The sequence below is a fragment of the Mastigocoleus testarum BC008 genome (genome assembly GCF_001456025.1).
Classification (GTDB): Bacteria; Cyanobacteriota; Cyanobacteriia; order Cyanobacteriales; family Nostocaceae; genus Mastigocoleus; species Mastigocoleus testarum.
On sequence record NZ_LMTZ01000008.1, the window covers coordinates 1 to 12,630 of the forward strand.

Sequence of the window (12,630 nt, forward strand, 5' to 3'; positions counted from 1 at the left end):
AACTCGAGAATTTTGGAACACTGCGAGAAGCCATGGAGCATGTCTTGACTTTAGCGTCCTAGCTAACCTGGCGGTTGCTATATTTAGAATTTTCTTATAATGTAAATATCAATGTAGTAAAAATTATTAAGGCTTAAACTTACCAATAAGCTTGTTTAATAATGAGTATATTGTGTAACTTCGAAAAAACTACAGGGTTACAAATACTTAGTTTTAATTAGTACAGGAGGTCGATTGTAGTCGCTACTCAAAACACTGAAAATACAATTGCTGTTCTTTCCAATGAAGATAATCTCAGGCTCCTTAGTCAAAAATTAAAAAGCTGTTGCTTCCCGGTACAACAGATTTATTGGTTTTTTTCTGATGCTGGAGGTTTGTCAACACTAACTTTAGAAGATTTAGGAATCCCCAGTGACCGAATAGATTTCTATATCCGACATTTTTTACTTGGTAACCATTTACTACTACTCAATTGTACGGATGAAGAAATTAGCAAAGTAAAAAATAATATCGAACAAATAGATGTTGAATTCTGGGAAATGTATAGTTTAGATCGTACTGAATGTGCCTGATATATAATAAATCTGGAAGATAAGTAATTAATTATTAAATCGATTTGGACAGGAATTCTGCTGTATACGGTGTGTTGTTGTAAAGTGCAACGCACCATTGTGGTGTTGATAGAATGGTGTTAATAGAAGTGTCCTTATAGATTTTAGTTATAGCAAAAAGCCTGAAGCTAGAAAATTATGTTTTTCTTACTGCCTTCCCACTTTAAAGTTACCTTTAAAGATTTCTCTTTTTCTTCCCACATTTCTCCTCCTAACTCAATTAGGTAATTTCTCACTGGGATAGGAAGGAGCAAAAGGAAACGAAAAACTGAAGGTTGAGAATAGGAAAAATGTCTTAAACCAAAAGTGTAGGGCTATAAGTTTAAATAAACCTAAACCATTGAGAAGATACTGAAAAGAATGAGAGCAAGAATCCCAGAGGTCAAAATACAAGCAAACATCGTTACTCTACCGATAAATTCTCATTTTACACCTGTTTTTAAGTAAACAGATTGTCTATAGAGATGTAGTAATCTTATGTCTCTACAGAGAAGTTGGTTTTTGATGTGTGGTTCGCATAAACGAACGCTGCTGTAATAACTGCTCGAGAGGTTCTTATGACTCAGCAAAAGTACTCCAACAATTCCAGTAAATTGCTTCCAATTATTCGAAATTCGTTATCTGATAACTTAGGGGTGAGTCCAACCCGTAAAGAACAGGTTTATATAGACATATATAAGTCAGTAAGCTTGAAAGATGTTAGCTACTGGATTGAAGTTTTATTTTCTGCAGGTATCGCAACCGTAGGGTTAGTACTAAATAGCCCCGCAGTGATTATTGGTGCGATGTTAATCTCGCCATTGATGGGAAGTATTCTTGCTAATGGATTAGCATTAGCCGCAGGTGATTTAATCTTAGCCTGGCGAGCACTGCTTAAACTTATTTTGAGTTGTGCTACTGCTATTTTATTTGCATTTCTGCTGGTGTGGTTTCTTCCTTTCAAGGAAATGACCGCCGAAATTTTAGCTCGTACCCGACCAAATATTTTAGATTTGGTTGTCGCTTTATTTTCTGGTGCAGTTGGTTCTATTGCGATTTGTAAAAAACCAAAAGGTGTTGTCACTTCTATTCCTGGAGTTGCGATCGCTGTTGCCCTGATGCCACCCTTGTGCGTGGTAGGTTATGGTTTGGGGATCGCTGCGGGCGAAGATTTCACCAATGGGTCACAAATTGCTAGTGGTGGTGGCTTATTATTCTTGACTAATTTAGTAGCTATTACTTTCACCGCAATGATAGTGTTTCTTGCTTTACACATTGACAGCGCTCGGGTTACGCGAGACGTTAAACAATGGCGTCAACAAGATGAAGAAACGATATGGATGCAGGATATTTTGGGAGGTTTACCTGCATCGAAAAGGATGAGGAAGATTGGCAGTCTCCCAGCGCGATTTATGCTGATTTTCTTTACTATAGTTGCAATTTTTATACCACTCAACGAATCATTTAGCCAGCTCAAACAAGAAGTTTCCCACAAACAACAGGAAAACTCTACCAAGTCAGCAGTCAGAAAGATATGGCAAGAAAATTTTGCTAATTTACCCAACGGTGAACCCCGTTCCTTTATTAGCGAATTAGCAACCCGCACCAGAAACCAGAAGTTACTAATTCAACTTCAGGTGTTTACTAGTAAACTGTACACGCCAGAAGAAAAAAGTAATTATGTGAGCAAACTCGCTAAGCGCTTGAATAAACCACCGGAGTTATTAAGCCTAAAGTTAATTGAGATTCCTACTGCGTCCAATGAACTTATTAGTTCTCTAGCAGAAGAAAAAAAAGAAACGGTAGAATCAGCAACGATTACAATTCCTCAGTTACACGCCAATTTTACTCAAGAAATAGAATCTGCAATTAGCAACCTGCGACTACCACCACCAGCAGAAATGGTTGATTATGAGATTATCACTACTCGTGCAACACCACTAAATGTGCGAATGATCTATTTAAGCGAACGTGATATTAATCCAGATGCAAAGGTAATGCTAGCAGATGAGATCAAAACAAGATTGGAGTATCCATCTGCGGTAGTCAGTATGAAGAGAATTCCTCGGGTAATGGGAGATATATCATTTACTCGGAATGACTCTAAACTAACCCAATTCGATATGCAAAGATTGGATAATGTTGCTAAAATTCTTCAACGACAACCGAATTTACGTTTAGAAGTAACATCCCACAAGCAGATTGACGAACCCGAAGAAATTTTACGCGATCGCTCCCAAGTGATTACCCAATACCTACGTTCGAGATGGCAAATTAAACCTGAGAGAATAGTACCCACAAACGGAAATACTTCTCGATTTAATGCCGTACTTAAATTAAAAACAAAATCTTCAAATAAAACCTTTACAATTTAAGTAATTTATCCAGTTTAAGTAATTTATCCAGTAAACTACTTTGTCCTATAATTTCGCTTATAAGGACAGGCTAAAGTACTTACTTCATGAAATCTCAAAATTGCGGTGGCGATCGCACAAATAAAGTTAGCAGTTTCCTAACTCGTTTGTCTGTTCGTCAAAAGCGAAAACTGATTATTTTTATACCAATTTTCTGTTTGGTGATTTCTTTAATTGCTTTGTGGATGCAAAGACAACATACTATTGCAGCACGTCGAGATGTGGATCGGGTAGAACGAGTTTTGCTAGAAACTAATCGTTTATCAGTATCATTACTGAATGCTGAGGCGGGAGTACGTGGCTACTATGTTACTCGTAATTCCGAATTTTTAGAGCCTTACAAACAAACAAGACAAGAAATACCCATTTATTTTGATCGTCTCGCTCGCTTAGCTGAATATAACTCCCAGCGACAACAGCAAGTTCTGAGCTTAAGAAAATTAGTTCGCAAGGAAATAAATCTTTTAGAGCGAAACCTGGTTACAGTGAATAATGTGGGAAATATTTCCTCTGAGATTCCTCTTTTGAGAGACTTACTAATTGATAGTAAAGAAACCCTGGACGAAATTCGTGTAGCTATTGATGAACTTACTACCGATGAACGAAAACTATTGAGACGACGTAACGAATACTTGGATAGTCAAGCAAATTCTAACAATTTGGTGTTGCAGTTAGCAATTGGAGTAAGTCTTTTGGGTTCTTTAGTGGCAGTTTACCTTTTTGAACGTTTGGAGAGGGAACTACAAGTAGGAAAACTTAAACTCAGCCAAAATAAAGAAATTTTAAACTCAATTCTCGCTAATGTAATTGATGGGGTTATTCTGCTTGACCGCGAGCGAAAAATTGAAATTTGTAACCTAGCTGTTGAGAACATGTTTGGTTACAAATCATCAGAAATTATTGGTCAAAAGTTATCAAAATTATTGAGAGATTCTAAAGGAAAGAACATTGAGAGGAAAGAAAAATTTGTATTACCTCAATTTAACAGCCGTGTAGAAGCTTGTGGGAAGCAAAAAAACGGTGTATGTTTTCCCCTTGAGTTATCAACTAGCGAAACTCCATTAAACTCTCAAGAGCTAGTTATAATACGTGATATGACTGAGCGCCAGCGTATAGAAGTAACTTTGCAGAAAAATGCAGAAGAGCTTGCTTTTCTAAGCACAATTCTGCTTCAGAAGAATACTGAGTTAGAAGAGCAAAATAAAGAATTAGATAGCTTTACATATGCTGTTTCTCATGATTTAAAAGCACCCTTAAGAGCAATAAATAATCTTTCTGAGTGGATTGAAGAAGATCTAAAAGATTTTTTAACTCAAGATACACAACACAATATGAATCTACTACGGGGAAGAGTAAAGCGTATGGCGGCTTTAATTGACGCTTTACTTGAATATTCTCGTGTAGGACGTAAAAACATCGAACCTGAAACTGTCGCAGTAGATAAGCTTATTTCCGAAGTTATTAACCTTCTTAATCCTCCACCAGAAATAGAGATTAAAGTCACCCCTAACTTACCCACCTTGATTACAAAAAAAATACTGTTATTTCAAGTATTTTCTAATTTAATTGGTAATGCGATTAAGCATCGCCATCATCCAAAAGGAATAATTGAAATTACCTTTAAAGAAGGGAAAGGGGATAAATTTTATGAGTTTAAGGTAGCTGACGACGGTTATGGTATCGAACATAAATACTACAGTCAAATTTTTAATATTTTTCAAACACTACAAGCAAGAGATAAAACCGAAAATACGGGAATTGGTCTTTCTATTGTAAAAAAAATAGTCGAGCAGCAAGGTGGAAGAATTAATGTCGAATCTCAAGTAGGGAAAGGTTCTATCTTTTCCTTCACTTGGCTAGAAAATAAACCTGAATAATCTAAATTCTAGTAGTAAGCGTATAATTTAGACAGTCATCTGTTCTTGAAGTGAAGCAGGGAAAAAGGAAGAGGTGAAAATATCCAATTATGAAAATTTAGTGTTATATATTCAGTGTTATATATTAATTAGCAATTACTCCGCATGGTATATTCAAAATCAGTCTCGCGGTTGAATTGGTATAAAAGATTAAATGTTATAATTTGCTCAAATGAATGCCTGACCTAAATCGTCATTGGTGAATCAATATAAATCATCGGTTCTGGCATAGAAAATTTAAGGTCATAAGTTGACAACTTGAAAGCAATAGCTTGGTCAGCCAGTTCAACCAAACGTTTGCGCAACTTGAGGGAATCTTCTCCCGAACTAGTGAGGAAAAAGTTAACTCTAACGCGAGTCTTTAAATTATCGTCGGTGTTAGAAAAGTAAATTCTTGTGTTGCCTTTACTTATACCCCAAAATGTATCCGTACTCTCGATAATTACCCTTTTTACTAAAGCCCGTTCACTTTCTTTGAGTAACCGAGAAAAATCTAGATAAAACATCGCTACGACTTTTTTACCCCTGGTAATATTTTCGATATGCTTACTAGCCATAATTGAGTTAGGAACGATGATGATTGTGTTTCTAGCAGCAGTGCGAATTTTAGTCGAGCGCAAACCAATTGATTCAACTCGTCCGTAAACATCTTCGCCATAGGGGTTGAAGTTAACCTGAATATATTCTCCTGGTTGATAAGGACGATCCAAAAATAGCTCTAAAGTACCAATCAATCTTTCTAAAGCTTGTCGCGCTCCAAAAGCTACTGCAACACCCCCAATACCGATACTAGTTAAAATTGCAGTTAGGTTAAGCTGTAAGCCTGAAGCAAAAATAATGACAGCAAATAAGATAATTATGACATTAGTTAGAGTTTCAAATACTAAAGCTACCTCATTAACCTCTCCACCTAAACGTTGAACCAGATCGATCGCATGAAGGCGAATTGCACGTTGAGCTAATCGCGAAGCAAGCCAGGCGATACTAATGGCTAAAGCCAAATATACAAAAAAGCCCAATATTTGATAAATTACTTGGTATTTCCACAATATATTTAAACAAAGAGCAATAAAAACTAGGGTTCCAATATTAATAATAGAGTTTTTGACTGGTTTAATAGATTCAGCATTAAAACCTTTGATATCTAAGCGAAAGAAGCGCACAGCAAACTTCAGTATCCAGCAAAAGAATAAAGGCAAAAATCTCCCAAATATGGGTGCAATAAAAACACCAAACAGAAATAGTCCAAATCTCCAAAATAGTTCTAGGAAAAAGTTTTGTGTCTCCTCATTCAGTTGTAGAAATTCAAAATTGAATCCTGGCATAATTTGCTTTGCTATTTTATGATTTAGATATTCATGGGTTGAGTAATATCAAGGGTTTGTTCTTCAAAATAGCAATTTACTCCATGGTTTTGTAGTCGTTCAATAATATTGTCTCTGGCAATCTCGAGTAAGTTTTTCCGTAACTCCATCGAATTTTCCGCTGCTCCGAGAATATAAAAAATAAGTTTAGCCTGCACATAACCCTCACCTGAAGCATCGGTTAAATCTTCAAAAGCAACTTGTGTTAAGGTGCGATCAATTCCTAAGATATCTTGAGTGCTTTCTAGTATTGATTGGTGAGTTAGTGCTTTTTCCTCATCAGACATTGTCTTAAAAAAGTTTAACTTCACCACAGAAATTACTCTTCTTGCCCTGGTCATATTTTCGATCTTAATTTGAGCAAGTTCGCTATTGGGAATAACAGCTAAAGTATTTTTCCCTGATAGTCGAATTTTAGTAGAGCGCCAGCCAATCGATTCTACTCTCCCGATAGTGCTATCCGGTAAATGTATGTAGTCGTCAACTACAAAGGGACGATCAATAATCAGGACTAAACTCCAAAGTATTTGTTCGATAATTTTTTGGGATGCAAAAGCGATCGCTACACCCCCAAGTCCCAAACTGGCGATCAGACCGAGCAGGTTAATTCGATGTATTTGTGCAAACACAAAAATAACACTTAAGATTATTGATAAATTACAGAGAAATCTGCCAAGAACAATTAACTCACTGTTTATTTTATCTTGGTTTTCTAACGTAGCTCCTAGCAAATAATTATCAAATAATTCTTTGATTATAGTAAATCCAAGAAAAATAACATTTAAGGCAATGAGTAAGCTAATGGGGAATTCAAAGAAATATAACCACTCAGCAGCAGGGATAATAAGAATAGCTATGTCAGCGAGGCTAATAATAGTAATACAGCTTAGCCATGTCTGATGAGGCAGAATTACATTCTGATAAACATTTTGGGTTTCAATCGAGAATAAACTAGTATTTAATGAGCCAATTGCTTTGGGTAGTTGCGAATAAGATAAACCTATTACAAGGACGAAAGTCAATAAAGTAATTATACTTCCTAGCAAAGTCATGCTTACCTGAAGTATGTCTGGTAAATTAGTAACGATCCCCGGGGGTATACAGCGAGTGAAAACTTCAAATACTTCTAAGTAATAATTCATAGTAATCCAGTTCCAATGAAAGAAATGAACCATTTAAGAGTAAGGGGGGAAGGAGTAGATTTTAATCATCCTCTTCTTTTCTATTCAATGTTTGTATTCTCTGCTCCTTGAAATCTCTTCCCTGGGCTTGTTTCTGTCAAGCTCAATCTTGTAATTAGAATCATAAGCAGCAAAACGTTAGCCCTAAAGAGTAGAATACAGTGCGCGATACATAAAGACACAAAGCATGTCATTTCCCAGTTATTACCGATTGTAATTAAGGGTGTACGAAAAGCTAAAACAACTGCGGCTAGTAGTTACAGCTAAGTATCTTTGCTGTATCCATTAAATACTGAAAATCCTCAGTCCAAAGACATGAGGAATGTAAAAAGTGATCCCTGAGGCTTATACTTTGTTATTGCTCCTCCTGTGTAGTAAGGTATCAAGCTTCACTATCGGTAAAATTCTCTACCATATAAGGGAGGAGCTAAGTATAGAGATTCACTCTAAATGCTGATTTATTTAATTATTACACGATATCGGAATGTGCAAGTTACGACAGCTTGACGTATAAAATCTGAGATTAGTATTTAATGCCGTTTTTTAATAACTGGTTTACCATCAACATCAACTTCCAATTCTTCACGACGAAGTTTTTCTTTTGCTTCTACTGTATCGCGCTCAACTTCTTTGCGAACTTTAACTTCTTCACGAACAAAAGCTTGCTTTTGTATATCCGCTGACTCTTCATAAACTTCCATGCGAGCAACTTTTCCACCAGAAAAGTCAGTAGTGCCAGGAGATACTTGACCTGGATTTGTGGGGTTACTTCGCTCAACCACAATTCTCTCTTTTTCAATGGGAACAGAAACACTCGCAGTTTCTGTTTCTACGCGCTTACCTACTGATACCTCACCAGCCTTAGCCCGTTCTTTATCTGCAACTAGACGCTCTTCATACAGCTTTATATTTTCTTTATTTTCAGTTTCTTGAACTCCAGTATATTCAGAACTAGCAACTGGTGTAACAGCTTCTGGCGATGAAGAAACTTGTGATGGTGCATCATAAATCCCAAATTCTTCAACACCACATTCGCGCATGTACGTTTCAGCTCTGATGACTTCCTTCACAGTTCCAGTCACCATCACTAAAAAGCTACCTCCAGCGACCCGATCGCTATAGACTTTTGCTCGCTCCTCAGGTATACCTAGACCTATCAAAGCACCAACTAAGCCACCTGCTGCTGCGCCAATAGCACCACCTGCTAGGGTCGTTGCAATCGCAGTTGCTTCAGCTCCGGCTAAAAGAATAGGACCAACACCAGGAATAGCTAAGGTTCCTAAACCTACCAACAAACCAGTGATCCCGCCCAAAGCTCCGCCAGTCAAAGCTCCAGCTGCTGCACCATCATCAGCTTTATTGCCAATGTCTTCAGTAGTTTCAGTCCCAACTACTTTATCAGCGTCCCGCGCTACTACGGAAACTCTGTCCATATCAAAACCAGCATCTTTTAATTTGTGAACTGCTTTCTCTGCTTCTTCACGACTATAAAATAAACCGACGGCACGCTTATATTCAGTATTATATGCAGTATTCATCTATTAAACTCCAAAATAAAAACAACAAAGATTTCCTAGCTCAACAAGAAACCAATCCGACAATAAAATATTGTGCAGCCTTGTCGTGGGAAAATTTTGTCACGCATACTTGCATCGTCTCAAGTTTCCCAAAAAAAAAAGTCTACCTTTTGAGTAATTCACGAACTGTTCAAAAGATATAAATTTTTTCCCTAAACCGAAACCTTTGATTATAAAGATAGGTTAATGAAGAGAGCAAGAGAAAATTTTATACATTCCCGGTCCTTGCTAAGACTTGTTTTAAGCAAAAATTTTTATGTTCTGGTGCAGTGATATATAGTTTTAAAGCACCTGCATGACAGGTTTTTAGATTTTTATCGGGTCCAAATGCACTACGGATAAAACTGAGATAAATATTTATTACTGAAGACTGATGCAATTCCTAACCGAAGAATGATGTAGATAGAGCAGCAACTAATAAATAATGGGGATTATTATCGAATTCTGAAGGAATTCCTTATTGATCTCCATTTAATTATTCAATAATTCGTCCTATCGTGCTTAATTTTTCCCAATAACTTGATAAATTTTTCTCTGTAAATTTTTCTCTGTACAAGTTACATCTCATAATTTAGCTGATGTGCTAGGTCAATTTCACATCTCAAATATTTTTAGTTAATCTAACTTTTTTCTCACTTTTTGATTATCACTTTTTGAACTTAAAAACCAGCATGGAAGCTTGAATTATTAATATTTGCAAGCTTTTTTATCACCGCTAGCAACTTTTTTATGTAGTTTGGATCTTAAATCTTATGCAATCAAAACCCTTGACTCTACGAAAATTCTTACCTCTATCCTTATTCATACTATTACTTCCCCTTGCATCGTGCCAAGTTAAGCAGGAAGAGGCTGGTCGTTTACCCGACGTTGACATCACACCCGGAAAACTACCTGAATATGACATTAAAGGACCCGACGTCAAAGTCGGAGTCACAAAACGTACTGTTACAGTACCGAAAGTAATTGTAGTGCAGGAACAACAAACCGTTGAAGTTCCTTACATTGATGTGGATTTACCCGGAGCAAATCGGAAAGAGCGCACCATAACAACTGAAGTTGAAGTTCCCTCCGGTGGTTACGATCTTGAAGTCCAAAGTGTATACGCATTAAATAATGAACTTTGGGTGATTTCTCAACTTAGAGAAGAAAATCCAAACGCACCACGGGCGACGGTACGTGTTTCTGATAATATCGTTATTAATGCTCCAGATATACCAGTACGTCACTACATTATTGGCGAGCGTCCGAAAGGTAACTTTAATGAACAGTACACATTTATTAATGATCGCCAGCAGATTGCTTCTCAGTTAGAGTCCGGACGACAGTTATATCAACAACAGGCTACCAGCTAAAAAATATATTCTAATCCACTTGAGTAAGTTATTCTCCCTCTGCGAGAAGGTGGATTAGACTTTCCACTTTAGTAATTAAATTACGTGCATTAATCTTTGGGTATAACACTGCAGAATTAGTTTTAGCCACAAAACAACTAATTATTATTAACTAAAGATTGATTTAATTATTAGTATTAATTTTGTATAAATATTTTTAGTCGTTTAATTTTACTTAGTTGGAGATTTATTGTGAAAATAATTAACAATATTACAAGTCAAATTTCGAACTATAAAAAATATGTACTATACATATTTTCTTGTTTATTCGTACTAACCTTTGCTTGGAGCAGCGTATTTATAAACACTAATTCTGTCGCAGCTAATGCCCAAAGTTTATATATAAATACTAATTCCCATATAATTGCACTCGATTATAACGAAAGCAATCTTAAACAAAAAGCAAAAAGTGACTTTGATAAAGTCTTAGGTGCTGGAAGCAGTGACAAACTGGAAGGTAATGTAGAGCAAGCTGTAGGTAATGCTCAACAGAATTTGGGAAAAGTAACCGGGCAAGCCAAAGGTGTAACAAAGCGAGTTGAAGGAAGAGCCAAACAAGATATTGGTAGAACAAAAGATGCTGCACAAGATTTAGCTTCTGATGTCGAGAACAAAACAGATAACGCAGTAGATAATATTCGAGATTTCTTTAATTAGTAGATCAAGTAATTCAAAGATTTTTACTATAATTTAGTAATATGCATATTACCAAAATAAAGGTAATATGCTTTTTAGCATTTGACTAAAATCTAAATTATTTAACGTTATACATCCAGTTTTATTCGTTAAGTAGCAAACAGGAAACAGGAAGTGCAATTATAGTAAATCACGACGTAGCGGATAAGATTTTTTTGTACAAAGCGCGGACCACAGTCAGAAAAATATGTGTGGAAGGAGTTTTTTATTTATTTTTTTATTTTTTTAATTTGCTAACTCGTACTCCATCTTTAGCGAGATAAAATAGTAATATTTATTTATATTTTTAAGTCTCGATAAGTAATTAATATTATCTCAAGTTGGAATACATAAATAGCTGAATTTTATAGAATTTAATAATCCCTACAGCTAGCTACAGTTTGGAGAGCTTCTGTGAATTTTAAGCAATTTTTTGGTTTATTAGTACTTGTAATATGTCTATATACTTTATGGCAAATACGTCAAGTTTTACTTGTTGTATTTGCTTCCATCATATTAGCAACTGTTTTAAATCAAGTAGTAAAATTTTTAATAAAGATCCATATTAAAAGAGGAATCGCAATCTTTATCACAGTTACTCTTTTTTTCACTGTGATAACTGGTTTCTGTGCCTTGATTCTTCCTCAGATGATTCAGCAATTGCAAGAGCTTGCTGATATTTTACCTTTGACTTTGGAACGAATACACTCTTGGAATAGTTGGTTGCTACAAGCTATTCCAGCAGAAATCGTAGAAGAGACTCGCGGGCTAGAAAATATAACACAAGGGCTACAAAGTTCGTTAAATCAGTTAATAAATAATTTCTTTACTATTCTAAGTAATTCGCTAAACATAGTTTTAACTATACTACTATTTTTAGTTTTAACAATTATGTTTTTAGCAGAACCATATCCTTACCGAAAAGGATTCATCATGTTATTTCCTACCTTTTATAGGCGAAGAGTGAGTAATATTCTTTCTCTTTGCGAAACCTCATTATTGGGTTGGATTAAAGGTACATTACTAACAATGTTAGTAATTGCTGTTTTAAGCTATGTTGGATTAGTTTATCTAGAAATAAAATTACCCTTAGTTAACGCAATATTGGCAGGATTGTTAGAATTTATTCCTAATGTTGGTCCCACTTTAAGTGTAATCCCACCGCTGCTGCTAGGATTAATTGATGCACCTTGGAAAGCTGCAGCTGTTATCGGCTTATATTTTGTTATCCAGCAAATTGAAAGTTTGGTAATTGTACCTTTAGTAATGAAGTCTCAGGTATCTTTAATGCCTGCGATAACTTTGCTATCCGTAGTTATTTTTGCCAGTTTTTTTGGATTTTTAGGTTTATTTTTAGCTATCCCTTTGACAATAGTATTACAAATTTGGATCCAAGAAGCCCTAATCAAAGACGTATTAAATAAATGGCAAAACAACAATAATAACAATCAAAATATAGAAAAAGTGCTATTAATTAACTCCGACTATGAAGATAAAATACGAAAATAAATATAGGGTATAT

Annotated in this window: 9 protein-coding genes; 6 read left to right on the top strand and 3 right to left on the bottom strand. The window is 35.7% G+C overall.

The window, feature by feature from the left end:
- Window positions 1–374 precede the first annotated feature (374 nt).
- The 3 genes from BC008_RS02535 to BC008_RS02545 all read left to right on the top strand — a co-directional run bounded on the left by BC008_RS02535 (window position 375) and on the right by BC008_RS02545 (window position 4,881).
- Window positions 375–572, top strand: a complete 198-nt coding sequence (locus BC008_RS02535) for a hypothetical protein (protein ID WP_058183060.1) — start codon at window positions 375–377, stop codon at window positions 570–572.
- 596 nt (window positions 573–1,168) lie between these two features.
- A complete protein-coding gene (locus tag BC008_RS02540; RefSeq protein WP_235595781.1) occupies window positions 1,169–2,965 on the top strand; it encodes a DUF389 domain-containing protein in 1,797 nt (598 codons plus the stop codon).
- A gap of 86 nt (window positions 2,966–3,051) precedes the next feature.
- Entirely contained in the window at window positions 3,052–4,881 is a 1,830-nt protein-coding gene (locus BC008_RS02545; RefSeq protein ID WP_058183062.1) for a sensor histidine kinase, read from the top strand.
- A 224-nt stretch (window positions 4,882–5,105) separates the two neighbouring features.
- Here the strand turns inward: BC008_RS02545 and BC008_RS02550 are convergent, their stop codons facing one another.
- The 3 genes from BC008_RS02550 to BC008_RS02560 form a co-directional block, all read right to left on the bottom strand.
- The gene (locus tag BC008_RS02550) at window positions 5,106–6,245 is read right to left on the bottom strand and encodes a mechanosensitive ion channel family protein (protein ID WP_027843352.1); all 1,140 of its coding nucleotides are present in this window, start codon (window positions 6,243–6,245) and stop codon (window positions 5,106–5,108) included.
- A gap of 23 nt (window positions 6,246–6,268) precedes the next feature.
- Window positions 6,269–7,426 carry a mechanosensitive ion channel family protein gene (locus BC008_RS02555; RefSeq protein ID WP_082650466.1) on the bottom strand — a complete coding sequence of 386 codons (1,158 nt, stop codon included), beginning with the start codon at window positions 7,424–7,426 and terminating at the stop codon, window positions 6,269–6,271.
- Between the two features lie 569 nt (window positions 7,427–7,995).
- The gene (locus BC008_RS02560) at window positions 7,996–9,003 is read right to left on the bottom strand and encodes a YsnF/AvaK domain-containing protein (protein WP_027843354.1); all 1,008 of its coding nucleotides are present in this window, start codon (window positions 9,001–9,003) and stop codon (window positions 7,996–7,998) included.
- A gap of 791 nt (window positions 9,004–9,794) precedes the next feature.
- Between BC008_RS02560 and BC008_RS02565 the strand changes: the two genes are divergently transcribed.
- The 3 genes from BC008_RS02565 to BC008_RS02575 all read left to right on the top strand — a co-directional run bounded on the left by BC008_RS02565 (window position 9,795) and on the right by BC008_RS02575 (window position 12,617).
- Window positions 9,795–10,394, top strand: a complete 600-nt coding sequence (locus BC008_RS02565; protein WP_027843355.1) for a hypothetical protein — start codon at window positions 9,795–9,797, stop codon at window positions 10,392–10,394.
- Window positions 10,395–10,625: 231 nt separating this feature from the next.
- Window positions 10,626–11,090: a CsbD family protein gene (locus BC008_RS02570; RefSeq protein WP_058183065.1), complete on the top strand. Its 465-nt coding sequence runs from the start codon at window positions 10,626–10,628 to the stop codon at window positions 11,088–11,090.
- 432 nt (window positions 11,091–11,522) lie between these two features.
- A complete protein-coding gene (locus BC008_RS02575) occupies window positions 11,523–12,617 on the top strand; it encodes an AI-2E family transporter (protein ID WP_027843356.1) in 1,095 nt (364 codons plus the stop codon).
- Window positions 12,618–12,630: the final 13 nt, after the last annotated feature.